A 24,927-nucleotide genomic window follows, 5' to 3' on the forward strand; every position below is an offset into this window, starting at 1 on the left:
TCTCCTCCTTCGGGCCCTGGGGGCCCTCCATCGTCGAGAAACGCGGCGCGATCGCTGCATCGCTTCGTCTCGCCTGGCGGCTCGCTGCGCGATCAGGTTTCTCGCAGGCTCGAACCCTGCCTTCGGTCGCGATCGCAAGCGTTGAGGTCGTTGCGTGGTCGCGGCGAGGGGTTGAGGCGCCGAGGTGCGGTCAGGGGGTCAGGGCGGTTACAGCGGCGAGGGCCTGGCGGGCGGCCTTGACGTCGTGGACGCGGAACACCCGGGCGCCGAGCAGGGCGGAGACGCCCAGGACGGCCATGGTGCCGACGCCGCGCTTGTCGACGGGGCGGCCGAGGGTCTCCCCGATGAAGTCCTTGTTGGACACCGCGACCAGGACCGGCCATCCGGTGGCGGTCAGCTCGCCGAGCCGGCGGGTGATCTCCAGTGACTGGCGGGTGTTCTTGCCGAAGTCGTGCGCGGGGTCGATGAGGATCGCGTCCCGGCGGACGCCCAGGGCCGCCGCGCGCTTCGCCTCGGCCGTGACGTGGGCGATGACGTCGGTCACGACGTCGTCGTAGGCGATGCGGTGCGGGCGGGTGCGGGGCGCGAGCGCGCCGGCGTGCGCGCAGACGAGGCCGATGCCGTGGTCGGCGGCGACCTCGGCCAGCCGCCGGTCGGGGCCGCCCCAGGTGTCGTTCAGCAGGTCGGCGCCCGCCCGCGCGACGGCCTCGCCGACCTCGGCCCGCCAGGTGTCGACGCTGATCACGACGCCGGGATGCCGCTCGCGGACGGCCGCGACGAGCCCGACGACGCGGCGCAGCTCCTCGGCGACGCCGACGTCCTCGCCGGGGCCGGCCTTGACGCCGCCGATGTCGACGATGTCGGCGCCGTCCGCGACCGCGCGGTCGACGGCGGCGAGCGCCGCGTCGAAGCCGTAGGTGGCGCCCTTGTCGAAGAACGAGTCGGGCGTGCGGTTCACCACGGCCATGATCGCGTGCGGGCCGAGTTCGCGCCCGTTCAGTCGTAGCGGCGTCTCTGGAGGGCTCATGATGGTCTCACCGTGGCACATCGGAGCGGGACGGTCGAGCGGAGCTCGTCGCTTGGACGGTGGTGGGCGGGGGCTGGAGGACGGGGGCGACCAGAAGTGAGTTCGGTTCAAGGCAGCCCTCTCTCGTCAGTGGCGCGGCCGGGTCGCTAACCTCATATGTCACGCTCGTCGCGGGTCCGCCCGTGGTGGGCGGCATCGGACCTAATCCATGGAGGATCCGCTGTCCAGGCGAGCACTCATCACCGGCATCACCGGACAGGACGGCTCGTATCTGGCCGAGCATCTGCTCGCGCTGGGATACGAGGTCTGGGGCCTGGTGCGGGGGCAGGCGAACCCCCATGTGTCGCGGCTGCGCAAGCACATCGGCGACGTGCAGATCACCACCGGCGACCTGCTCGACCAGGGCAGCCTGATCTCGGCGGTCGAGCGCGTGCAGCCGGACGAGGTCTACAACCTGGGCGCGATCTCCTACGTGCCGATGTCGTGGCAGCAGCCCGAGCTCACCACCGAGGTGACCGCCGTGGGCGTGCAGCGGATGCTGGAGGCGATCCGCGTGGTGTCGGGCATCAGCCCGTCCCGGACGCCGGGACGCGAGCAGATCCGCTTCTACCAGGCGTCGTCGTCGGAGATGTTCGGGATGGTCCGGGAGACGCCGCAGAACGAGGCGACGCCGTTCCACCCGCGCAGCCCGTACGGGGTGGCGAAGAGCTTCGGGCACTACACCACGCAGAACTACCGCGAGTCGTACGGGATGTTCGCGGTCAGCGGGATCCTGTTCAACCACGAGTCGCCGCGCCGGGGGGCGGAGTTCGTCACCCGGAAGGTGTCGCTCGGCGCGGCCCGCATCAGGCTGGGCCTGGCCTCCGAGCTGCGCCTGGGGAACCTGGACGCCCGCCGCGACTGGGGTTTCGCGGGCGACTACGCCCGCGCGATGCGGCTGATGCTGGCCCAGGACGCCCCGGAGGACTTCGTCATCGGGACGGGCCAGACCCAGTCGGTGCGGGAACTGGTGGAGTTCGCGTTCCGCACGGCGGGCCTGAACTGGGAGGACCACGTCGTCCTGGACGCGAAGTACACGCGCCCGGCGGAGGTCGACCTGCTGTGCGCCGACCCGAAGAAGGCCCGCGAGCAGCTCGGCTGGGAGCCGAAGGTGACGTTCGAGGAGCTCGTCACGATGATGGTCGAGTCGGACCTGCGGCTGCTGTCGGAGTCGGTGCGCCCCGAGGACGAGCCGTTCAGCCCCGACCATTGGTGATCCTGTTACCGGGGCCGTGGCACGATTCAGATATGGCCACTTGCGAACATGTGCGGAGCATTCCGGCGCAGGACCCGTCGCCGACCACTCCGCAGGGGTGCGAGGAATGCCTGGCCGAGGGCACCAGGTGGGTCCACCTGCGGCTGTGCCTGGGCTGCGGGCACGTGGGCTGCTGCGACTCGTCCCCGATGAGGCACGCGACCGCGCACTTCGAGAAGGAGGGGCACCCGATCGTCCGGTCGTTCGAGCCGGGCGAGGACTGGCGCTGGTGCTTTGTCGATGAACTGATCGTCTGATGCCGGACGTCCGGCTGGGCACCGGGCCGGGCCGCTGGATCCTGCTCGCGACGGTGCTCGGGTCGAGTGTGGCGATGCTGGACGCCACGGTCGTGAACGTGGCGCTGCCGAGGCTGGCCCGCGACCTGGACGCCGACATGGCCGGGCTGCAGTGGACGGTGAACGCCTACACACTGACGCTCGCCGGGTTCATCCTGCTCGGCGGCTCCCTCGGCGACCGGTACGGGCGGCGGCGGATCTTCCTCGTCGGCGTCGTGTGGTTCGCGGTCGCGTCGGTGCTGTGCGGCCTGGCGATGAACATCGAGATGCTGATCGTGTCGCGGGCGCTGCAGGGCGTGGGCGGGGCGCTGCTCACCCCGGGCTCGCTGGCGATCATCCAGGCGTCGTTCGCCGCCGACGACCGGCCCCGCGCGGTCGGGGCCTGGTCGGGGCTCGGCGGCGTGGCGGGCGCGATCGGGCCGTTCGCGGGCGGCTGGCTGGTGGAGGCGGCGGGCTGGCGGTGGGTGTTCCTGCTGAACGTGCCGCTGACCGCCGTGGTGGTGCTGGTCGCGGTCCGGCACGTCCCGGAGAGCGTCGACCCGGAGGCGCGCGGGCGCTTCGACGTGCTCGGCGCGGCGCTGGCGGCACTCGCGCTGGCCGGGACGACGTACGCGCTGACCGAGGCGCCGGGCGGCAACGCCTCCCCGGTGGTCATCGTGGCCACCGCCGCGTCCGGCGCCGCCGCGGCCGTCGCGTTCGTGATGGTCGAGAGAATCCGCGGCAGGGGACGCGCCGGACGGGCCGCCCGGGCGGGGCGGGAGGCGCCGCGCCCGATGCTGCCGCTGGACGTGTTCGCCTCCCGGCAGTTCACCGCCATCAACGTCATCACGTTCATCATGTACGGCGGCATGGGCGTGATGTTCTTCCTGTTCGTGCTGAACCTCCAGGTCGTCGGCGGCTTCTCGCCGATCGCGGCGGGCACGGCGCTGCTGCCGGTGACGGTGCTGATGCTGCTGCTGTCGGCGCGGGCGGGCGCGCTCGCGCAGAAGATCGGCCCGCGGCTGCCGATGACGGCCGGGCTGGTGGTCGCGGCGGCCGGGATGCTGCTCGTCGGCCGGATCGACGCGGACTCGTCCTACGTGCGGGACGTCCTGCCCGCCGTGATCGTGTTCGGGCTGGGCCTGGCGGCGGTGGTCGCGCCGCTCACCGCGACCGTCCTCGCCACCGCGGACGTCAACCACGCGGGCGTGGCCAGCGGCGTCAACAACGCGGTGGCGCGGGCCGCGGGGCTGCTGACGGTGGCGGCGATCCCGCCGCTGGCCGGGCTGACCGGCGACGCCTACGACGACCCGGCCCAGTTCTCGCACGGGTTCCGGATCGCGATGACGGTGTGCGCCGCGATGCTCGTCGCCGGCGCGGTGCTGAGCTTCCTGACGGTCGACGACGACGCGCTGCGCGCCCCGTCCGGCGAGGTGGTCGAGCCGGAGTGCAGGAGCCACTGCGGGGTCGGCGCGCCGCAACTGCAGCCGGAGCCGGAGCCCGCCCCGGCCAAGGCCGCCGGGGGCCCGCCGCCTTGATCACCAGGTCGGGGCGGGTTCAATCTCGGTCCGATTCCGGCTATGTCCAAGACCGAATGGGTTCATTGGCATACGGTCGGTGCATGAATCTGCGGCAGCTGCGCTATGTCGTGGCGACCGCCGACCACGGCACGATGACGTCGGCGGCCCAGGCTCTCTACGTGGCCCAGCCCGCGCTCTCGCGGGCCGTCCGCGAGCTGGAGCGCGAGCTCGGCGTCGAGCTGTTCGCCCGCTCCGGGCGCGGTGTCGTCCTCACGCCCGTCGGTGAGCAGGTGGTCCGGCAGGCCAGGGTCGCCCTGGACGCCGTCGACGCGATCGAGGGCCTCGCGGTGACCCGGTCGAACGGGCGCGGCGCCGACCTGCGCATCGCCGTCACCTCCACGCTGGAGCCGGAGCTGACCGGGCGGCTCCTCCCCCGCTTCGCCCGCGACCAGCCCGCCGTCCGGGTCCGGGTGATCCGCTGCGAGGACCGCGACCGCGTCGCGGCGGCGCTGCGCGCGGGCCGCGCCGACCTCGCGCTGACCGACCTGCCCGTACCCGGCGACATGACCGCGCACCCGTTCGAGCAGCGGGAGGTCGTGCTGATCTCGCCGCCGGCGCTGAAGATGCGCGAGCCGGTGCCGGTGCACGCGCTGGACGGGATGCGGCTCGTGCTGCCCGCCCGCGGCAGCGCCCGCCGCGCCGAGATCGACACCGTGCTGCGGCGGGTCGGCGCCACCCCGGTCGCCGCGGTGGAGTCCGACGAGCGCGGCGCCTGGATCGGCTGGGTCCGCGCCGGGATGGGCTCGCTGCTGTGGTACCGCAACCAGCTCGACGACACCGACGGCGTCACCGTCCGGTCGTTCATGCCGCCGATCACCCGCATGACCGGGATCGTGCACGCGCACCGCAAGCTGCCGCCCGCCGCCCGCGACTTCCTCACCTTTGCCAAGGACACGGCCCGGGACTCCCACTGACCGTCGCACTTCCGGGGGGTCTGGGGGGTCGTCCCCCCAGAGGGGATGCGGATGCGGGCCGCGTGCGATCATCTGGCGGGTGGAGACGACGCACGCACTCTGGCTGCTGGCCGTTCCGGTAACCGCCCTGGTCGTGGCCGCGGGAGCGCGGCGGGCCGGGCTCTCGGCGCCGCTGGTGCTGGTGATCGCGGGACTGGCCGTCTCGTTCGTGCCGGGGGTGCCGGAGTTCGAGCTCGACCCGGAGATCGCGCTGTATGTGTTCCTGCCGCCGCTGCTGTTCGCCGCGGCCTGGAAGAGCTCCTTCGTGGGCCTGCGCGAGAACGCCTGGTCGATCGGGTTCCTGTCGGTCGGGCTGGTGCTGTTCACCACTTTCACGGTGGGCTACGCGGCGTACCTGCTGGTCCCCGGCCTGCCGCTGCCGGCGGCGTTCGTGCTCGGCGCGATCGTGGCGCCGCCGGACGCGGTCGCGGCGGTGAGCATCGCGCAGCGCCTCGGGCTGCCGCGCCGGACGGTGACGATCCTGGTCGGCGAGAGCCTGTTCAACGACGCGACGGCGCTGACGGCGTTCCGCGTCGCGCTGATCGCGGCGACCGGCGCGGGCTTCACGCTGCTGGACGGCGTGTGGCGCTTCCTGTTCGCCGCCGCCGTCGGGGCGGCCGTCGGGCTGCTGCTCGGGCCGCCGCTGCACTGGCTGCGGACGCGGCTGAACGATCCGCTGGTGGAGAACGGCGTCGCGGTCGTGACGCCGTTCGCCGCGTACCTGATCGCCGAGAGCGTGCACGCGTCCGGGGTCATCGCGGTGGTGGTCAGCGGGCTGTACCTGGGGCACCGGGCCACCGAGTCGGCGGCGGTGACCCGGCTGATCGGGCACTCGTTCTGGAAGGTCATGGTCTTCGTCCTGGAGACCGTGGTGTTCCTGCTGATCGGCCTGCAGCTGCCACCGGTGATCGACGGGCTGTCGGGGCGCAGCGCGCCGGAGCTGGCCTGGTGGGCGCTGGCGATCTTCACGGTCACGGTCGTCGCGCGCTTCGTGTGGGTGTTCCCGGCCTCGTACGTCCCGCGGCTGCTGTCGAAGCGGCAGCGCGAGCGCGAGGACCCGGGCTGGCGCGGCCGGACGATCGCGTCGTGGGCGGGCATGCGCGGCGTGGTGTCGCTGGCCGCCGCGTTCGCGATCCCGTTCACCACCTCGGCGGACGAGCCGTTCCCCGGACGCGACCTGATCCTGTTCCTGACGTTCACGACCGTCCTCGGGACGCTGCTGGTGCAGGGGCTGACGTTCCCGGCGCTGATCCGCGCGCTCGGCGTCGGCGGCGGCCGCGAACGCTACGCCGACACCGTCGCGGAGGCGGGCGCGCAGCACGCCGCCGCGCGGGCGGCGCTGGAGCGCCTGGACGAGCTGGACGCCGAGCAGGAGCTGGACGCCGAGGTCGTGGAGCGGCTCCGGCAGCTCGCCGAGCACCGGCAGCTGCGCGCCTGGGAGCGGCTCGGCGGCGGGACGGGCCCGGCGGGCGAGGAGGTGCCGACGGCGATGTACCGGCGGCTGCGCCGGGAGATGCTCGCGGCGGAGCGGCGGGTGTTCGTCCAGATGCGGGACGAGCGCCGCATCGACGACGAGGTGCTGACCCGCGTCATGCACGAGCTGGACCTGGAGGAGGCAGCCCTCAACCGCGAGTAGACCCGCGCGGGCGCGGGGCAGGCCTGTGTCCCCGGCCACGACTGGACGCCGTAGCCGGGGCGGCCGGGTGAGGCGGCGGTGTCAGGCCGACCCGTTGAGGGGCTGGTCGGGCAGCTCGACGGTGTAGGACTCCTTGACCACGTCCAGGTGGTGCCAGGACTCCCGGACCGTCACCCCGGGCACGGCGCGGATGGCGTCCAGCACGGCGACCAGTTCGCTGCGCGAGGCCGCCTCGGCCTGCCCGACGATGTCGTAGCGACCGAAGCCGGTCGCCAGGTAGCGGATGCCGTCCTGCGCGGCGACCGCGTCGGCCGCCTTCCGCAGCCCGCCGGTGACCACCAGCCCGAACCCGCCGAGCTCGGCCGCACCGAGGGCCAGCGGGTCGGCCAGGCCGGTGACCTGGATGACGCCCGAGCGCATCAGCCTGACCACCCGGGCCCGGGTGGCGGCCTGCGACAGGCCGATGATGTGCGCGAGACGGGTGTAAGGGGCGCGCCCGTCGCGCTGCAGCTCCTGCAGGAGCCGCCAGTCGATGCCGTCGAGGGTGACCTCGCCGAGCTCGCGCACCACCGCGTGCGTGTCGCGCACGGTGGCCACCGACCGGAACACCTCCGCCGCCCGGACGCCGGTGACGGACCTGATGTGGTCCACCTCGGCGGCGAGCGCGGCGTCGTCGCGGGTGCGCACCTGGGCGACCAGGTCGTACGGGCCGGCGGTCAGGGCGGCGAAGCTGACGGCGGGCCGCTCGGCGACGGCAGCGGCCACCTTCCGCGCCGAGCCGTCCACGGTGACCGAGAGGTGCCCGATCGCCTCGGCGCCGACGACGGCGGCGTGCACGATGCCGACGACGCGGACGACCTGCGTTTCGAGAAGGTGCTGCACCCGTGCCCGCACGGCCGTGCGGGAAAGCCCGACGCGGTCGGCGAGCGCCTGGAACGTCGCCCTGCCATCCCGCTGGAGCTCGCGGACGAGCACGGCGTCGACCGCATCCAGCACGGCTGTCCTCCTCGACATGTGATGGAGATGAATCGGTTTGTCGACAACTGCAAGATCATTCCATTTCAGGACGGTATGACGTCAAATATTGATCTTGCTCGTGTTCACCGCGCCCGGCGGCCGTCGAAGCGTCTGCGGCGGGTTGTGCGCGGCGACGTTTCCGGCGCCGGATAATCCCGTCCGAAAGCACAACGCGGCCGGCTCACAACGCGCACCGGGCGCGGCGGAGTGCGGCGGAGGCCGCGCGCGGTGGCAAGGATCACTCCGATGATCACTGCCGTGATCGCCGCACGACCAGGCCGGCCCGCGGCGCGGACGAGCGCGGCTGACCGGGTCCACGTGCGTGACCTGCATGCGCTTCTCCCGGTGTTCTGCTGTCACGCCCCTAACGGCGGTTCAGCCGTCCGCGTGAGGCACATGTAAGAAAAGTGCATCGAGGGCGCAGTTACGTCAAGAGGTAACTTTACAGAGAGCCAAGCCTCACGTTGCACCGTTTTCACCACGTCGCGAAGTTCGCTTCGGCCGGAGGGGCCCGCGGCGGGCCGCGAACGGCTTGCCCGGGGCACTGCCGGGTATGGCCGACAATGTACGGTGGCCCAGCCACCCTGACCCGCGATTGGTGTGTAGTACAGCCGTGCGCCTGCTGAACGGTGAGCGTTCCGCTCACGATCTCGCCTATAACGACGTCTTCATGGTCCCGCGCCGCTCGTCGGTCGGGTCCCGCCTGGAGGTCGACCTGTCCACCGTGGACGGGACCGGGACCACCATCCCGCTCGTGGTGGCCAACATGACGGCCGTCTCCGGCCGCCGGATGGCCGAGACCGTCGCGCGGCGCGGCGCGATCGCGGTGCTCCCGCAGGACATCCCGGTCGACGTGGTCGCGGAGGTGATCGGCTGGGTCAAGGCACGCGACCTGGTCGTCGACACCGCGATCCGGCTCGGCCCGTCCAGCACGGCCGGCGACGCGCTCGCGCTGCTGCCCAAGCGCGCCCACAACGCCGTGATCGTCGTCGAGGACGACCGTCCCGTCGGCGTCGTCACCGAGGCCGACTGCCAGGGCGTCGACCGGTTCGCGCAGCTGCGCGACATCATGTCCCGCGACCTGGTCACGGTGCCGGACGGCGTCGACCCGCGCGAGGCGTTCGACCGGCTGCACGAGCGCGGGCACCGCCTCGCGCCGGTCGTCGACGCGTCCGGACGGCTCGCGGGCGTCCTCACCCGCACCGGCGCGCTGCGCGCCACGCTGTACAAGCCCGCCGTGGACGGCGCCGGGCGGCTCCGCATCGGCGCGGCCGTCGGCGTGAACGGCGACGTCGCGGGCAAGGCGAAGGCGCTGCTGGAGGCGGGCGCCGACCTGATCGTCGTCGACACCGCGCACGGCCACCAGGACAAGATGATCAGTGCGCTCGCGGCCGTCCGGGCGCTGGACCCCGCCGTCCCGGTCGTGGCCGGCAACGTGGTGACCGCCGAGGGCACCCGCGACCTGATCGAGGCGGGCGCCGACATCGTCAAGGTCGGCGTGGGCCCGGGCGCGATGTGCACGACCCGGATGATGACCGGGGTCGGGCGGCCGCAGTTCTCCGCCGTCCTTGAGTGCGCCGCCGAGGCCCGCCGGCTCGGCCGGCACGTGTGGGCGGACGGCGGCGTCCGGCACCCCCGCGACGTGGCCCTGGCGCTCGCCGCCGGCGCGGCGAACGTGATGGTCGGCTCCTGGTTCGCCGGCACCTACGAGTCGCCGGGCGACCTGCAGCGCACCGCGGACGGCCGGCCGTACAAGGAGAGCTTCGGGATGGCGTCCGCGCGGGCCGTGCGGGTGCGCACCGCCGACGACTCGCCGTTCGACCGGGCCCGCAAGGCGCTGTTCGAGGAGGGCATCTCCACGTCGCGGATGTTCCTGGACCCGCGGCGCCCCGGCGTGGAGGACCTGATCGACTCGATCGTGGCGGGGCTGCGCAGTTCCTGCACCTACGCGGGCGCCCGGACGCTGGAGGAGTTCCACGAGCGGGCGACCGTCGGGATCCAGGGCTCGTCCGGCTTCGTCGAAGGCATGCCGCTGTCCAGCAGTTGGTGAAGTCTTCTCCATGATCAGCGTGGCATTCGCGACACGCCGCCTTCGCCGCTGATCTTTCCGCGCTCTGACCTGCACGCTTGTGGGAGAGGGGGCGGAGAAGGGGGTCTTCGTCCCTGAAAGGGGGCGGAGCATGGTCGACGGGCCGATCGGCGACGGGACGCGGCTGCTCCCGGACGACCCACCGCGGCCTGCGGGCGAGAACGACGGCGGGCGGGACGTCCGGCCCGAGCCCGACGCTCAGCATGAGCAGGACGCGCAGCCCAAGCCGGATGAACAGCACGGGCGCGACGAACGGCACGGGCGCGACGAACGGCAAGGGCGGGACGCGGCGCTGCGGGGGCTGGTCCAGGCGCTGCTGATCGCCGCGGTGTCCCCGGCCATACCGGGCATCGCGCACCTGCGGGCCGGGCGGGTCCGGCTCGGCGGGACGCTGCTGTTCGCGCAGGCGCTGCTGCTCACGGGCACCGCGGCCGCGGTCGGCGAGGGCCGGTCCCTGTTCCTGGAGCTGTCGGTGCGGCCCGGGTGGCTGCTGGCGGTGGCGGTCGCCGCGGTCGTGCTGGCGGGGCTGTGGACCGCACTGATCGTCCATTCCTACGCGATCCTGGTCCCCGACGGCCTGTCGCCGCTGTGGCGCCTGGCCGGAGGCACCTCCGTCTCAGTGCTGTGCTTGCTCGTCATCGTCCCGCCGCTGACAGTCGCCCACTACGGCTACCTACAACGTGACCTGGTCGACAGCCTGTTCGCCGAGGGCGCGGGGGCGGCCGGGGCGGCGAGCGCCCCGGCGGCGGGCGCCGCGGACCCCTGGGCGGGCACGCCGCGCCTCAACGTGCTGCTCATGGGCGGCGACGCCGATGTGGGCCGCCCCGGCGTCCGCACCGACAGCATGACACTGGCCAGCATCGACACCGCGACGGGCGACACGCTGCTGATGAGCCTGCCGCGCAACCTGCAGCACGTGCCGGTGTGGTCGGGCACGAAGCGGGTCCCCTTCCCGCCCAAGGAGCTGCTGAACGAGGTGTATGAGACCGGCACCCGGAACCCCGGTGTGCTGGCGGGCGGCGGGCGCGTCCGCAATCCCGGCGCCGAACTGCTGAAACGGACGGTCGCCCACATTCTCGGCCAACCCGTCCCGTACTACGCGATGGTGGACATGCGAAGCTTCCGGCAGATCGTGGACGCGGTCGGCGGCGTCCAGGTCTGCGTGACCGACGCCGTGCCCGTCCCCAGGCAGCAGGTGCCGTCCGGGGTGCTGAAGCCGGGCTGCCGCAGGCTCAGCGGACGGGAGGCCCTCTGGTACGGACGGTCCCGGACCGGCAGCAGCGACTACTCCCGCATGAGCCGCCAGAAATGCCTGATGTGGGCGCTGGCCCGCCAGGCCGGGCCGCTGACCGTGCTGCGCAGCTTCCAGCGCCTCACCCAGGTCTTCAAGTTCTCCGTCAGCACCGACCTGCCGCGGCGGCTGCTCCCGCAGCTCGTCGGCCTCGCCGCCAAGATCAGGAACGCCGAGATCACCAGCCTGCAGTTCGTCCCGCCGGTCGTCTCGACCTGGCGTCCGGACTATGCCGAGATCAGGAGGATGGCGGCGCGTGCCGTCCGGGACTCCTCCTCCGGCGCCCGGAGCGCGGACGGGCTGCACATTCTGAGCAACAGCTGCGCCTGACGCCCCATCACGCGTCCGAGGCCGTCTCCTACGCAACCTTTGCCCGGTTCCGAGCGTCCTTAATGTGAGCTAGGGCTTATTCCAGCGTGGGTGGGAATCGGAGCGTACATGGGGCAATCGGCGAGTCGGCGTGCCTCGGCGGGGGACGTGGACCATACGTCCGGCGGCGAGGGGCTTCCGCGCGCGCTGGCGTTGACGCTCGCGTCCGCCCTGGTCTGGGGCGTGGCCCACTTCGTCGCGGGACGACGCGTCGCCGGCGGCGTGCTGCTGGCCCTGTACCTCGCGGTCGCCGGCGCCTTCGCGGGCGCCGCCACGGTCTACCGCTCCGATCTGCCGACGCTCGCCGTCCAGCCGGACATGCTGCAGCGGCTGACCGCCGCGCTCGTCGCGCTCGGCCTGCTGTGGATGTTCGTGGTGGTCTGGTCCTACCTGGTGCTGCGGCCCGTCAGCATGACGGGCGGCGCCCGTTCGCTGGGCGCGGGCGCGGTGGCCGTGATGTGCCTCGCCGTCGCCGTCCCGGCGGCCTGGTCGGCGCACAAGAGCTATGTCGCCAGGGACGCGCTGACCAGCATCTTCCGCACCGGCAGCGAGAACGGCAGGCACGTCGACGCCGACGACCCCTTCGACGGGCAGCCGCGCGTCAACATCCTGCTGATCGGCGGCGACGCCGCCGAGAACCGCACCGGCGTGCGCACCGACAGCATGACGGTGGCCAGCGTGAACACCAAGACCGGCGACACGGTCCTGCTGAGCCTGCCCCGGAACCTGGAGAACGTCCCGTTCCCGCCGGGCCCGGCCCGCGACCGCTTCCCGTACGGCTTCACCGGTGACGGCGGGGGGACGCCGGGCCTGCTGAACGAGGTGTACCAGTACGCCGAGGAGCACCCGGACCTGGTGCCCGGCGTCGCCAAGAACCACCGCGGCCCGGAGCTGCTGAAGGCGACGATCGCCGGTGTCCTCGGCCTCCGCGTCGACTACTACATCCTCGTCGACATGTTCGGCTTCGCCGACATCGTCGACGCGATGGGCGGCGTCAGGATGAAGGTCGACCAGCCGATCCCTTACGGGCTGGAGGGCGCCGTCCTGGAGCCCGGCTACCGCACGCTGTCGGGCAAGGAGGCCCTCTGGTACGGACGGTCCCGCACCAACAGCAGCGACTACGTGCGGATGGGCAGGCAGAAGTGCCTGATGCGCGCGATCGCCGAGCAGGCCGATCCGCACACCGTCCTGACCAGCTTCGACAAGCTCGCCGCCGCCGCCAAGCGGACCCTGTCGACCGACATCCCGCAGGAGCTGCTGCCCGCCCTGATGAAGCTCTCCAACAAGGTCAAGAACGGCGCGAAGATCAACAGCCTGCAGTTCGTGCCGCCGCTGATCTACACGGGAAGCCCCGACTTCGACCGGATCCGCAAGCTGACGTCCGAGGCCATCAACAGCGACCCGCGCCAGGTGAGCAGCCATCCGACGACGTCCGCGAGCGCGTCGCCGGGCGTGTCGCCGTCCGAGACGGACGACCCGCAGGACGGCGGCAACGGGACGCCGAAGGTCCCCAGCAAGCCGGTGTCCCTCGATTCCAGCTGCCCTTCGTGACTCCTCTCCCCGCCGGGTCCCTGCGCCGGCGGTGGACACTGGGGAGGTGAAAAGGGCGCACAGGGTTCGTCAGGTCGTGAACGCGGTCAACCTCTCGACGGGTCTCGGGCTGCTGCTGGCCGCGACCGCCGCGCGCGGGTCCCCCCGCGTCCGCCGGGGCCCGGACGGGCTTCTGCTGGTGGGCGGGTACCGGCCGCCTTTCCCGATCGCGCGCGCGTTCACGGTCGGCAACGTCGTCCTCGTGCGCGGCGACGTGTCCCGCCTGGAGGGCGCGTCCGGCCCGGCGGGCGGGGAACGGCTGCTGTGGCACGAGGGACGCCATTCGACGCAGTACGCCTGGTGCCTGGGCCTCGTCATGATCCCGCTGTACGGGGTGTGCGCGGGCGTTTCGATGCTGCTGTGCGGGGACTGGGCGTCCTACAACCCCTTCGAGCGCCTCGCGGGCCTGGAGGACGGCGGCTACGATCGGCGCCCGCTGCGCCCGTACCTGCGCGGTCGGCGGCGGGGGGAGAATTGAGGAGGACGACTCCTCGAAAGGCGGGTGCGGGTGCCCCAGATCCATGGCTGCGACGCCTTCCGCGTGGCGATGCCGCGCGGACGGCGGCCTGAGAGCATCCTCGTCCGCCTGACCTGCGGTGACGCGGTCGGGTGGGGCGAGATGGCCGTCCCGGCCGGGCCGGAGTCGCCGGGCGGCGGCCCGGGCGGCGCCTGGGCCGACATCGAGGAGCGCATGGGCCCGGCTCTCATCGGGCTCGACTGGGAGCGTCCGGAGGACGTCTCCGCCGCCGCCGACCTCGGCGCCCGCGAGGCGGCCGCCGCGATCGACACCGCCTGCTGGGACCTGTGGTGCCGGACGCGGGGCCTGCCGCTCGCGCACGCGCTCGGCGGCACCCGCACGTCCATCGTGACCGGCGCGCGGATCTCCCCGGAGGCGACCCTGGACACGATCGCGGGCCGCGTCAACCAGGCCGTTGGAGCGGGCCATACCCGCGTCACGCTGGACATCCGTCCCGGCTGGGACATCGAGCCCGTCCGGACGATCCGGCAGGCGTACCCGGCGCTCGCGCTCGTCGCCGACGCGGGCCACGCCTACACCGAGTCGCCCGAGCACCTGGAGGTCCTGGAAGGTCTGGACTCCTACGGCCTGGCGGCGGTGGAGCGTCCGTTCGCCGCCGGGGACCTGGCCGCCCACGCCCGGCTCCAGCTCCGCGTCGGCACCGCCGTCGCGCCCGCCGTGGGCGACCTGGAGACCCTCGACGCGGCGCTGTCGCTGGACGCGGGCCGCGCGCTGCACCTGCGCCTCGACCGGCTCGGCGGGCTGACCGCCGCCCGCAGCGCCCACGACCTGGCGTACGCGGCCGGGTGGGACGTGTGGTGCAGCGGGTCGGGCGCGTTCGGCATCGGCCAGGCGGCGGCCGTCGCGCTCGCCTCGCTGCCGGGCTGCACGTTGCCGAGCGACGTGTCCGACCCGGCGGGCGGGCCGGTGTTCGTGACGCCGCCCGTCCGCTCGTCCGGCGGCGTCGTCGGCGTGCCGCTCACCCAGCCGGGCCTCGGCCACGACCTCGACGAGGAGCGCATCGAGCGGCTGGCGACCCGCCGGATGCGCCTGTCGGCGTGACGCCCGCCCCGGTGTGGGTGGTGGCGGGCCCGCCCGGCTGCGGGAAGACGACCGTGGCGGAACTGCTGCTCGCGCGGCTGCGTCCCGTCCCCGCGCTGCTGGACAAGGACACGCTCTACGGGCCGTTCGTCGAGGCGGTGCTCGCGGCGTCCGGCCGTGACCCGGGCGAGCGCGAGGGCCCCTGGTACGACGAGCACGTCAAGCGGCACGAGTACGCGGGGATGACGGCGGCGGCCCGGGAGGTCCGCGCGCACGGCTGCCCGGTGCTGCTGAGCGGCCCGTTCACCGGCCAGATCCGCTCGCCGTCCCGCTGGGCGGAGTGGACCCGCGCCCTCGGCGGCCCGCCCGTGCACCTCGTCTGGGTCAGGACGGACGCCGCGACGCTGCGCCACCGGCTGGAGCGGCGCGGCTCGCCCCGCGACGCCGGCAAGCTGGCCGCGTTCGACGCGTTCACCGCCCGGATGCGCCCGGACGAGCCGCCTCCCGTCCCGCACGCCGCCGTGGACAACCGCCTGACGGCCGCAAGGTCACTGGCCGCCCAGCTGGACGATCTCCTCGCCTGACCCGCTCACCCGCCGCTCCCGCCGGACGGGCAGGAGACTGAGACGCCCGCCGCCCGCCGATCAATAGGACTTGGGGAGCCCCAGGGAGTGCTGCGCGACGAAGTTGAGGATCATCTCGCGGCTGACCGGCGCGATCCGCATCAGCCGGACGACACCGGCCAGCATCCCGACGCCGTACTCCGTCGTGAGGCCGTTGCCGCCGTGGGTCTGGATGGCCTGGTCGACGCAGTGGACCGCGGCCTCCGCGGTGGCGTACTTCGCCATGTTCGCGGCCTCGCCCGCGCCCGCGTCGTCGCCCGCGTCGTAGAGCCAGGCGGCCTTCTGCGCCATCAGCCGCGCCAGCTCCAGCTCGATCTTGGCGGCGGCGAGCGGGTGCGCGAGGCCCTGGTGCGCACCGATCGGCGTCCGGAAGACCTGCCGCTGGTTGGCGTAGGCGACGGCCTTGCCGAGGGCGAGGCGGCCGATCCCGGCGCCCATGGCGGCGGCCATGATCCGCTCGGGGTTCAGCCCGGCGAACAGCTGCAGGAGCCCGCCGTCCTCGTCGCCGACGAGCGCCTCGTAGGGCAGCCGGACGTCGTCGAGGTGGCAGATGAACTGCTTCTCCGGCGACACGATCTCCATGCCGATCGGCGTCCAGGTGAAGCCCGGCGCGTCGGTGGGGACGATGAACAGCGACGGCCGCAGGTTCCCCTTCTGGTCGTGCGTGCGGGCGACGAACAGGACGGCGTCCGCCTCGTCCACCCCGGAGATGAACGTCTTCTGCCCGCTCAGCACCCATCCGTCGCCGTCGCGGCGGGCGGTGGTCGTGATGCGGTGGGAGTTGGATCCGGCGTCGGGCTCGGTGATCGCGAACGCCATGGTGACGGAGCCGTCCGCGAACCTCGGGAGCCATTGCTTCTTCTGGTCGGCGGTGCCGGAGCGCGCGATGATCGTGGCGCAGATCGCCGGGGACACGACCATGAGCAGCAGCGGGCAGCCCGCGGCGGACAGCTCCTCGCACACGGCGGCGAGGTCGCCGATGCCGCCGCCTCCGCCGCCGTACTCCTCCGGGACGTTCACGCCGAGGTAGCCGAGCCGCCCGGCCTCGGCCCACAGCTCCTCGGTCTTCTGGCCGGTCTTGGCCTTCTCCACGTAGTACGACGGGCCGTACTTCGCGCCCAGTTCGGCGACGGCCGCCCGCAGCGCCCGCCGCTCCTCGCTCTCAACGAAGCTCATTCCGCGTTCCCTTCGGTAGCGCCCTGGCCTACGGCCTCGGTCGCGGGCTCGATGACGGCGAGGACGGCGCCGGATTCGACCTGCTGTCCCGCCGCGACGTTGAGTTCCGCGACCGTCCCGGCGGACGGTGCGGCGATGCGGTGCTCCATCTTCATCGCCTCCAGGACGACGAGGGTCTGCCCGTCCGCGACGTCCGCGCCGGGTTCGGTCTCGACGCGGACGACCGTCCCGGGCATGGGGGCGAGAAGGGAGCCGGGGGCGAGCCGGCCGCTCGGGTCGGCGAAGCGCGGGACCGGGCGGAGCGCCACCGCGCCGAGGCGGGAGTCGACGTGCACCGCGTCCCCCGTGATGGTCACCGCGAACGTCTCGCGCAGGCCGTCGTGCTCCAGCACGACCGTCCCCGGCGTGGCGCTCACCAGCGACGTGCCGGGGCACAGTTCGGAGACCAGCCCGTTCCTGTGCAGGTAGTAGTCGACGACGACCGGTCCGGAGGGGCCCTCGAACGTCCTGCGCTGGGGCTGCGACCGGAGGTTGCGCCACCCGGACGGCAGCCCGCCGAGGACCCCGGCCGTGGACCGGCTCCCTGCGGCCTGCGCGAGCGCGGCGGCCAGCGCGGACATCCGGACGGCGGCCTCTCCGGCGAGCGGCGCGGCAAGGCGGTCCAGGCCGATGCGGTCGAGGTAGCCGGTGTCGGTGTCGCCGTCCAAGAATCCGGGTTCCTCCAGAATCCGGACGAGCAGGTCGCGGTTGGTCGTCAGGCCGTGGAAGCGGGCGCCGCGCAGCCCAGCCGCCAGCCGCCGGGCCGCGGCGGAGCGGGTCGGCGCCCACGCGATCACCTTGGCGAGCATCGGGTCGTAGTGGACGCCGACCTCGCCGCCGCTCTCCACGCCGCTGTCGAGCCGCAGCCCCGGTCCGGGGAACGCGGGGACGGCGAACTCGACGTCCACGTCCGGCACCTCGAAGGTGTGCAGGGTGCCGCCGGCCGGACGCCAGCCGCGCGCCGGATCTTCGGCGTAGAGGCGCACCTCGATGGCGTGCCCGCGCGGCTCCGGCGCGCCTTCGGGGAGTCGGGCGCCTTCGGCGATCTCTATCTGCAGCCGGACGAGGTCCACCCCGTACACGCATTCGGTGACCGGATGCTCGACCTGCAGGCGCGTGTTGACCTCCAGGAAGAAGAACCGGCTGTCGCGCGCAAGCATGAACTCGACCGTGCCCGCGCCGACGTACCCGATCGCGCGGGCCGCGTTCGCCGCCGCATCGCACAGTTCGGCGCGCAGCCCGGGCCCGACCGCCGGGGACGGCGCCTCCTCGACGATCTTCTGGTGGCGGCGCTGGATCGAGCATTCGCGTTCGCCGAGCGCCCAGACCGTCCCGTGGGCGTCGGCGAGGATCTGCACCTCGATGTGCCGGGCACCCTCCAGCAGCGGCTCGCAGAACACGGTCGGGTCGCCGAACGCCGACTCCGCCTCGCGGCGCGCCCCGGCGACGGCATCGTCCAGCTCACCGGGCGCGCGCACGATCCGCATGCCGCGCCCACCCCCGCCCGCCGACGCCTTCACGAGCAGCGGGAAGTCGGCGTCGCCCACCTCGGCCGGATCGAGCTGCGGCAGGACGGGAACGTCCGCGGCGGCCATCAGCTTCTTCGCCTCGATCTTGGAGCCCATCGCGGCGATCGCCGCCGGAGGCGGACCGATCCAGGTCAGGCCCGCGTCGCCGACCGCCCGCGCGAAGTCGGCGTTCTCCGACAGGAACCCGTAGCCCGGGTGGACGGCGTCGGCCCCGGCGCTCTTCGCCACGGCCAGGAGCCGCTCGGACGACAGGTACGTCTCCGCCGGGGACGCGCCGGGGAGCCGTCCCGCCACGTCCGCCTCCCGGACGTGCGGCGCGCCCGCGTCCGGGTCGGAGTGGACGGCGACCGTCCCGATGCCGAGGCTCCGGCAGGCCCGCAGGACGCGGCGCGCGATCTCGCCCCGGTTCGCGACCAGCACACTCTTGATCATTTCTCGCTCACATCGCTCACGTCGCTCACATCCGGAAGACGCCGAAGCCGTCGGCCCCGCGCACGGGCGCGTTGTGGACGGCCGACAGGCACAGCCCGAGCACGGTGCGGGTGTCGCGCGGGTCGATGACGCCGTCGTCATACAGCCGTCCCGACAGGAAGAACGGCAGCGACTCCGCCTCGATCTGCGCCTCGACCATCTCCCGCATCGCGCGGTCCTGCTCGTCGTCGTAGGCATGCCCGCGCGCTTCGGCGGCCTGCCGCGCCACGATCGACAGAACTCCCGCGAGCTGCTGCGGCCCCATCACCGCCGACTTCGCCGACGGCCACGTGAACAGGAACCGGGGGTCGTACGCCCGGCCGCACATCCCGTAGTTGCCCGCCCCGTACGACGCTCCCATCACGATCGAGATGTGCGGGACGGTGCTGTTCGCCACCGCGTTGATCATCAGCGCGCCGTGCTTGATGATCCCGGCCTGCTCGTACTCCTTGCCGACCATGTATCCGGTGGTGTTGTGCAGGAACAGCAGCGGCGTGTCGCGCTGGTTGGCGAGCTGGATGAACTGCGCCGCCTTCTGCGCCTCCTCGCTGAACAGCACACCCTGCGCGTTGGCCAGGACCCCGATCGGGTAGCCGTGGACGCGCGTCCAGCCGGTGACGAGGCTCGTCCCGTACAGCGGCTTGAACTCGTCGAACCGGGACCCGTCCGCGATCCGGGCGATGACCTCGCGCGGGTCGAACGGCACCTTCAGGTCTTCGGGGACGATCCCGGCGAGCTCGTCCGCGTCGTACAGCGGCTCCTCGACCGGGCCGGGTCCGGGCGGCGGGCCGAGTTTGCGATGGTTGAGGTTCTTGACGATGTGCCGTCCCAGCCGGAGCGCGTCGGCCTCGTCCACGGCCATGTAATCGGCGAGGCCGGACGTCCGCGCATGCATTTCCGCGCCCCCGAGTTCCTCGTCATCGGCCTCCTCTCCGGTAGCCATCTTCACCAGCGGCGGGCCGCCCAGAAACACTTTCGCGCGCTCCTTGACCATGACGACGTAGTCGCACATTCCCGGAACGTACGCGCCGCCCGCCGTGGAATTCCCGAACACCAGCGCGATCGTCGGGATTCCGGCCGCCGACAATCGCGTGAGGTCGCGGAACATCCGCCCGCCCGGAATGAAGATCTCCTTCTGGGTAGGCAGATCGGCACCGCCCGACTCCACGAGGTTGAGGACGGGCAGCCGGTTCTCCAGCGCTATGTCGGACGCCCGGAAGCTCTTCTTCACCGTCCACGGGTTGCTCGACCCGCCCCGCACCGTCGGATCGTTAGCCACGATCATGCACTCGACACCCTCGACCACGCCGATCCCGGTGACGACGCTCGCGCCGACGGGAAAGTCGCTGCCCCACGCGGCGAGCGGGCTCAACTCCAGGAACGGCGAGTCGGGGTCGAGCAGCAGCTCGATGCGCTCCCGCGCAAGCATCTTCCCGCGCCTGCGGTGCCGCGCGACGTACTTCTCGCCCCCTCCCTCCAACGCTTTCGCGTGCTCGGCATCGAGGGCAGCCAGCTTTTCCAGCATGGCGCGGCGCCGTTCCCGGTATTCCGGCCCGCGCGTGTCAAGGGTGCTCTTCAGCGTCAAAGGACAGCCTCCGGAATGTCGACGAGACGTGACCGCAGCCACTCCCCCAATGCCTTCCCCTGCGGATCGAACCGAGTCGAGGCGGACACACCTTCCTGCAGCAGCCCCTCAACAACGAAATTCACCGCACGCAGATTGGGCAGCACATACCGCCGAACGACATGCTCCCGTGTTTCAGGAAGCAGTTCCCGGAACCTTTCAACGCTGAGAAAGGACTCCAGCCAGCGCCATTGTTCGTCCGTCCGAGCCCACACACCGACATTGGCGTCCCCACCTTTGTCCCCACTCCGCGCCCCAGCCACGCGCCCCAACGGAACACGAATCGTGGGCGTGTTATCCACTTGTTCACTCGTCCCGGCCACGCCGTCCCCGGTCGAGGAATCCATCGTTGTCGGTGGAGGTGGGATGGGGATGCGGCGGCCGTCGTGGGTCACGGCGACATGTTCGACTGCCTCGTTCGGAACGAACGCCGGCGTGTAGACGCCGTAAGGGCTCGCCTTGTCAGGCGGGGACGTCATCGTGAAGCCGGGGTAGCCCGCGAGGGCCAGTTCCACCGCCGCACTGCTGAACGCCCGGCCGACCTTCTCCGGGTCACGGTCAAGGACCGCGCACCGGAGCAGCGCGGTCGCCGCCCCCTGCGTCGCGGGATCAGGCTTGGCGGTCCCGATGAGCGTCCACTCGACGCGCGCGGGCGGGGTGCCATCGAACGCGGCCTCCATCTGCGCCTTGACGAGTTCCGCCTTCGCCTCGATGCCTAGACCGGTGAGGACGAACGTCATCTCGTTGCGGTGTCCGCCGAGGTGGTTGAGGCACACCTTGGTGGACGGCGGCGGCGCAAGCCCCCGGACGCCGCTGATCCGCACCCGGTCAGGCCCGTCCTGTGCCAGCTCGATCGTGTCGAAGCGCGTCGTCACGTCCGGCCCGGCATAGGACGGCCCCCCGATCTCGTACAGCAGTTGAGCCGTGACGGTGTCGACGGTCACCGCACCGCCTGTGCCCTCGTGCTTGGTGACGACGCTGGAGCCGTCAGCGTGGATCTCGGTGACCGGATAGCCCGGCGCCTTTACGTTGTAGATCTCTTCAAAGAAGGCGTAGTTGCCGCCCGTGGCCTGCGCCCCGCATTCGAGGACGTGCCCGGCGACGGTCGCACCGGCCAGCGCGTCCCATGCATCCCGCGCCCACCCGAAGTGCGCGGCCGCCGGCCCCACTACCAGCGAGGCGTCCGTGACGCGCCCGGTCACCACCACATTGGCACCGTCCCGCAGACACTCGGCTATCCCCCAGGCGCCCAGGTAAGCGTTCGCGGTCAGCGGCGCTCCATATCGCTCATGCCGGAAGCCCAGTTCCTCAGCCCGCGGCAGCAGGTCATCGCCTTCCACGTGAGCGACCCGTACCTCAAGGCCGAGCCGTTCCGCAAGGGCGCGCAGCTGTTCGGCGAGCCCGCGCGGGTTGAGCCCTCCGGCATTGGCGACGATGCGGACGCCCCGGTCCACGGCGAGCCCGAGGCACTCCTCCATCTGCCGCAGGAATGTCGTCGCGTACCCGGCCTCCGGATCCTTCAGCTTGCCGCGCCCCAGGATCAGCATCGTCAGCTCGGCGAGATAGTCGCCGGTGAGGACGTCCAGCGGACCGCCCTCCAGCATCTCCCGCATCGCGGAGAAGCGGTCGCCATAGAAGCCCGAGGCGTTGCCGACCCGCAGCGGTTGGCTCATGGCCCGAACCTTGCCAGCCCGGAATCAGAAAATCAATCACGCATGATTGTTCTTGGGTCGCAGACGCAGGACGACCCCGGCGGAAGACCGCCGGGGTCGTCGATGGGGGTCAGAGATCGAGGGCGCCCGCCTTGGCCTCGGCCAGCAGGGCACCGAAGGCGGCGCGGTCGAGGGTGAGGTGGCCGCTCTCCGGGGCCTTGCTGTCCCGGATGCCGACGGCGACCGACACCTGCGCGACCTCCACACAGTCCCGATCGGAATTGCTACGGCTGCTCTTGCGCCAGACCACGCCCTGCGCGACCTCCACGCATGCCTGGTCGGAGTTGCTGCGGCTGCTCTTGCGCCAGGTCGCAGCCGTGAATCCAGCGCTCATCGTCCGTCCATCTCCCTCGCTGCCCGCCGGAACAGCGACGAGCTCTCGTCCTCCGGCAGAGCGTCGTCCCAGACCGCTGCGAACGCGTCGGCGTAGCGGTCGATTTCGTTGGCTTTGTCAAGGTACAGCGCCCCGGTGAACCCCTGCACGTACACCGTGGGCGGCTCGTGGCCGCGCCCGTCCCCGGTCGTCAGGAACCGCATCAGGATGAACGGTCCGGTGTCGAATCCCTGGTGCGCTCCGGCGGAGAAGGGCAGGACGCGGAGGGCGACATGGGGGAGCTCGTTGAGTTCGGCCAGCCGGTGCAACTGCGGCACCATGACCTCCGCTCCGCCCACCACGCGGCGGACGACGGCTTCGTTGAGGACGGCCCGCAGCGTAGGTGGCGCGACGGTTCGGGTGATAAGAATCTGGCGCTTGACTCGTAGCTGGGCCTTGAGTTCGACCTCCTCGTCCTGGAGTCCCGGCCTGTTCCTGTCGAGCAGGGCGCGGTAGTAGTCCGGCGTCTGGAGCAGGCCCGGAACCAGTTCGGGCGAGTACTCCTCTAGCGTCTCGGCCGCCTCCTCCAGACCGATGAAGAGGTCGAAGGTATCCGGGATCACGTCACCGTAGGCGTGCCACCATCCCTTCTGCTTGGTCTCCTTGGCGAGGCCCATCAGGGCCACCTTCAGGTCGCGGGGCGCTCCGTACACGTGGCACATGAGCTCCACGTCGTGGGACCGCAGCGACGTCTGCCCGGTCTCGATGCGCCACACCTTCGTCTCAGACCATTCGAGCGCTTTCGCGGCCCCTATCACCGTCATGCGCGCATCTGTCCGCAGTCGGCGCAAATGTCTGCCGAGTTGCCTGCGCGGAACGGTCGAGCCGGTCGGGGTCGCCGGCATTTCGTCACCACCTCAATCCGGGGCTGTCTTTCACTCGAAGTGAAAGGATCGGGCACTTCGATCTGCAATGGTGCTCTGACCTGCGAAGATTTCAGTGGATAATCCGGCTGAAGCCTTGCAGATCTCTTCCCCATGATGCTCTACTCGACCTCGCCGCGGGGATGACTTCGAACATTTGTCCCTCGAACAAAGAATTCGATCATCTTCCGCTGCCCAATTAGCCCCAGAGATGAAAAATGTCCGAATACAAACGTCGGAGGAGGATCATGAGAATCGCCGCCCATTCCACCCGCCGGACCTTCGGAGCGTGATCGATGGGAGCGCACGAGCGGCGGTCCGGGGGCCGCGTCCTGCCGCCGCCCCCGCCGGAACCGGATGTCGCACGCCGTCCGGGGACGCCGATGCCGCAGCGGGAGCGGATCACCTTCCTGGTCCGACTCTCCGAGAGGTTGGTCCCGGTCACGGGCCTGCTGACGGCCTTCACCTCGATCGACGGCTACCCGGTCCTCAACGTGATCCCGCACCGGACCTCCGGCCGGGCGGCCACGGTCGGGTGCCACTACCGCGACGGGCAATGGTGGTTCTACAACGTCCGCACCGGCGCGCCGATCTGCCCCGCGAACGAGCTGGACGCGGCCGCACGCCAGATCAAGATGACCATGGAGAGGGCGGCGATATGACGGAGCCGATGATCGCGGGCCCGCTGGGAGGCGTTGCCGCCCACCGTGGAGTCAGCTGGGTCATGAGCGGGCAGGCCCGGCGCCCGGCGGCCCGCAGGATGTTCACGTGGGACGCCCGGGCCGGGGACCGGGGATGGAGCGGAGTCACGGACGACCGCAACACCGCGATGCGGCACGTGCACCAGGTGCTTCGCGGCAGCGGCCCCGGCGGGCGCGGGACGATCCGGCGGGTCGCGCTCGACCCGCTCGGGCGCGTCCGGTACGTCCGGCTGAACGTCGTCGCCGAGGCGTGGCTGGACGAGGCCACCGGCGCCGTCGTGTGGCGGGACGCGTGAACCCCGCCCAGCGCCTCGACGCCCTCCACGCCCTTGCCTCCGAACTCGCCGCCACCGGCTGGTCGGCCCGCCTTGAGGACCCGGACCTGTTGCATGCGGTCCCGCCGGACTCGGCGCGGCCCGGGACGACCGTCCGGATCAAGGACGGAGTGGGCGGCGTGCCGTGGTTCATCACGTCTACCGGCGACCCGCTCCGGCCATGCCACGACCTCCCCGGCGCGGGCAGGGAGATCCGCACGCAACCGCTGTCGCAGGAGAGCCGGGCGCCCGGCTACGCCTTGATGCGGATGAAGTCGGCGCTGCAGCGGATCGTCCGGTAGCCGCACCCACCACCGTTCAGCGGACGAAGCAGCTCATGGCCAACCATTTACATCAATTGACCGGTTAAGACGATTACGGTCAATTGTTGGATCGGACTCACCAAGGGGACACCGCACGGCAATAGGTATTTTCAAAGAAACCCGGCGCCGCTCGAGATCGCCTTACTACACTGTCGAGGCGTGGCTGTTCATAGAAGAAAGCACACCGGACGCGCAGGCGAACCCAAGCAAAGTTTCTCCCGGCCTTTAGGTCGGCGCAGAAACCGGGACGATACCCAAATCCGGGCAGCCGTCATCACCGCCATCGCCGGTATCGTCGCGGCCATCATTGTCGCGGGCGCCAGGTTCATACCGTCCGACCAACCTCCAGAGCCCTCCCGCACCCCTTCGGTGCCGCCGACACCAACGACTGCCCCAAGCGAGCCCAGCCCGTCCACGTCGCCCATCAAGAAGAAGACCTCGAACCCTCCGCCTCCGGACCTCTATCGACATCCAGACCCACCACCCCCTCGGTCCCCCAC

Annotated in this window: 22 protein-coding genes; 14 read left to right on the plus strand and 8 right to left on the minus strand. The window is 71.8% G+C overall.

What is annotated here, in order from left to right; translation table 11 throughout:
• Positions 1-190: 190 nt before the first annotated feature.
• A complete protein-coding gene (gene folP, locus ETD83_RS09960; RefSeq protein WP_138644775.1) occupies positions 191-1,027 on the minus strand; it encodes a dihydropteroate synthase in 837 nt (278 codons plus the stop codon).
• Positions 1,028-1,247: 220 nt separating this feature from the next.
• On the opposite strand from folP, the gene ETD83_RS09965 reads away from it, so the two are divergent.
• From ETD83_RS09965 to ETD83_RS09985, 5 genes are all read left to right on the plus strand, one after another.
• Complete coding sequence (locus tag ETD83_RS09965) at positions 1,248-2,282, plus strand: GDP-mannose 4,6-dehydratase (RefSeq protein ID WP_138644801.1); 1,035 nt, start codon at positions 1,248-1,250, stop codon at positions 2,280-2,282.
• Between the two features lie 32 nt (positions 2,283-2,314).
• Entirely contained in the window at positions 2,315-2,578 is a 264-nt protein-coding gene (locus tag ETD83_RS09970; protein WP_138644776.1) for a ubiquitin carboxyl-terminal hydrolase 14, read from the plus strand.
• Positions 2,578-4,134 carry an MFS transporter gene (locus ETD83_RS09975; RefSeq protein ID WP_138644777.1) on the plus strand — a complete coding sequence of 519 codons (1,557 nt, stop codon included), beginning with the start codon at positions 2,578-2,580 and terminating at the stop codon, positions 4,132-4,134. Before ETD83_RS09970 ends, ETD83_RS09975 begins: the two co-directional genes overlap by 1 nt.
• An 83-nt stretch (positions 4,135-4,217) precedes the next feature.
• Positions 4,218-5,090 (plus strand): LysR family transcriptional regulator, encoded by an 873-nt coding sequence (locus ETD83_RS09980; RefSeq protein ID WP_138644778.1) that lies wholly within the window; start codon positions 4,218-4,220, stop codon positions 5,088-5,090.
• Between the two features lie 79 nt (positions 5,091-5,169).
• Complete coding sequence (locus ETD83_RS09985) at positions 5,170-6,765, plus strand: Na+/H+ antiporter (RefSeq protein ID WP_138644779.1); 1,596 nt, start codon at positions 5,170-5,172, stop codon at positions 6,763-6,765.
• Between the two features lie 81 nt (positions 6,766-6,846).
• On the opposite strand, the gene ETD83_RS09990 is transcribed toward ETD83_RS09985, so the two are convergent.
• Positions 6,847-7,761, minus strand: a complete 915-nt coding sequence (locus ETD83_RS09990; protein WP_138644780.1) for an Lrp/AsnC family transcriptional regulator — start codon at positions 7,759-7,761, stop codon at positions 6,847-6,849.
• 634 nt (positions 7,762-8,395) lie between these two features.
• Between ETD83_RS09990 and ETD83_RS09995 the strand changes: the two genes are divergently transcribed.
• The 6 genes from ETD83_RS09995 to ETD83_RS10020 all read left to right on the plus strand — a co-directional run bounded on the left by ETD83_RS09995 (position 8,396) and on the right by ETD83_RS10020 (position 15,263).
• Positions 8,396-9,832, plus strand: coding sequence for a GuaB1 family IMP dehydrogenase-related protein (locus ETD83_RS09995; RefSeq protein WP_138644781.1), 1,437 nt, complete (start codon positions 8,396-8,398; stop codon positions 9,830-9,832).
• A gap of 130 nt (positions 9,833-9,962) precedes the next feature.
• On the plus strand, positions 9,963-11,492 hold the full coding sequence (locus tag ETD83_RS10000; RefSeq protein ID WP_138644782.1) for an LCP family protein: 1,530 nt from the start codon (positions 9,963-9,965) through the stop codon (positions 11,490-11,492).
• A 147-nt stretch (positions 11,493-11,639) separates the two neighbouring features.
• Positions 11,640-13,082 (plus strand): LCP family protein, encoded by a 1,443-nt coding sequence (locus ETD83_RS10005; protein ID WP_230420803.1) that lies wholly within the window; start codon positions 11,640-11,642, stop codon positions 13,080-13,082.
• Between the two features lie 76 nt (positions 13,083-13,158).
• Positions 13,159-13,599 (plus strand): hypothetical protein, encoded by a 441-nt coding sequence (locus ETD83_RS10010; RefSeq protein ID WP_230420804.1) that lies wholly within the window; start codon positions 13,159-13,161, stop codon positions 13,597-13,599.
• A 30-nt stretch (positions 13,600-13,629) separates the two neighbouring features.
• The gene (locus ETD83_RS10015; RefSeq protein WP_138644785.1) at positions 13,630-14,700 is read left to right on the plus strand and encodes an enolase C-terminal domain-like protein; all 1,071 of its coding nucleotides are present in this window, start codon (positions 13,630-13,632) and stop codon (positions 14,698-14,700) included.
• Positions 14,697-15,263 carry an AAA family ATPase gene (locus tag ETD83_RS10020; protein WP_138644786.1) on the plus strand — a complete coding sequence of 189 codons (567 nt, stop codon included), beginning with the start codon at positions 14,697-14,699 and terminating at the stop codon, positions 15,261-15,263. The genes ETD83_RS10015 and ETD83_RS10020 overlap by 4 nt, the downstream gene beginning before the upstream one ends.
• Before the next feature lie 60 nt (positions 15,264-15,323).
• On the opposite strand, the gene ETD83_RS10025 is transcribed toward ETD83_RS10020, so the two are convergent.
• The 6 genes from ETD83_RS10025 to ETD83_RS10050 all read right to left on the minus strand — a co-directional run bounded on the left by ETD83_RS10025 (position 15,324) and on the right by ETD83_RS10050 (position 23,071).
• Positions 15,324-16,478 (minus strand): acyl-CoA dehydrogenase family protein, encoded by a 1,155-nt coding sequence (locus ETD83_RS10025; protein WP_138644787.1) that lies wholly within the window; start codon positions 16,476-16,478, stop codon positions 15,324-15,326.
• Positions 16,475-18,478 (minus strand): ATP-binding protein, encoded by a 2,004-nt coding sequence (locus tag ETD83_RS10030; protein ID WP_138644788.1) that lies wholly within the window; start codon positions 18,476-18,478, stop codon positions 16,475-16,477. Before ETD83_RS10030 ends, ETD83_RS10025 begins: the two co-directional genes overlap by 4 nt.
• A gap of 25 nt (positions 18,479-18,503) precedes the next feature.
• Positions 18,504-20,102 carry an acyl-CoA carboxylase subunit beta gene (locus ETD83_RS10035; protein ID WP_171064115.1) on the minus strand — a complete coding sequence of 533 codons (1,599 nt, stop codon included), beginning with the start codon at positions 20,100-20,102 and terminating at the stop codon, positions 18,504-18,506.
• On the minus strand, positions 20,099-21,814 hold the full coding sequence (locus tag ETD83_RS10040; RefSeq protein WP_138644789.1) for an acyclic terpene utilization AtuA family protein: 1,716 nt from the start codon (positions 21,812-21,814) through the stop codon (positions 20,099-20,101). Before ETD83_RS10040 ends, ETD83_RS10035 begins: the two co-directional genes overlap by 4 nt.
• 109 nt (positions 21,815-21,923) lie before the next feature.
• Positions 21,924-22,187, minus strand: coding sequence for a DUF397 domain-containing protein (locus tag ETD83_RS10045; protein WP_138644790.1), 264 nt, complete (start codon positions 22,185-22,187; stop codon positions 21,924-21,926).
• Positions 22,184-23,071: a helix-turn-helix domain-containing protein gene (locus tag ETD83_RS10050; RefSeq protein WP_138644791.1), complete on the minus strand. Its 888-nt coding sequence runs from the start codon at positions 23,069-23,071 to the stop codon at positions 22,184-22,186. The genes ETD83_RS10045 and ETD83_RS10050 overlap by 4 nt, the downstream gene beginning before the upstream one ends.
• Before the next feature lie 314 nt (positions 23,072-23,385).
• On the opposite strand from ETD83_RS10050, the gene ETD83_RS10055 reads away from it, so the two are divergent.
• From ETD83_RS10055 to ETD83_RS10065, 3 genes are all read left to right on the plus strand, one after another.
• On the plus strand, positions 23,386-23,751 hold the full coding sequence (locus ETD83_RS10055) for a hypothetical protein (RefSeq protein ID WP_138644792.1): 366 nt from the start codon (positions 23,386-23,388) through the stop codon (positions 23,749-23,751).
• A gap of 62 nt (positions 23,752-23,813) precedes the next feature.
• A complete protein-coding gene (locus ETD83_RS10060) occupies positions 23,814-24,086 on the plus strand; it encodes a hypothetical protein (protein WP_138644793.1) in 273 nt (90 codons plus the stop codon).
• Positions 24,083-24,406, plus strand: coding sequence for a hypothetical protein (locus ETD83_RS10065; protein WP_138644794.1), 324 nt, complete (start codon positions 24,083-24,085; stop codon positions 24,404-24,406). Before ETD83_RS10060 ends, ETD83_RS10065 begins: the two co-directional genes overlap by 4 nt.
• Positions 24,407-24,927 lie beyond the last annotated feature (521 nt).

Source organism: Actinomadura soli, from assembly GCF_005889715.1.
Lineage (GTDB): Bacteria > Actinomycetota > Actinomycetes > Streptosporangiales > Streptosporangiaceae > Spirillospora > Spirillospora soli.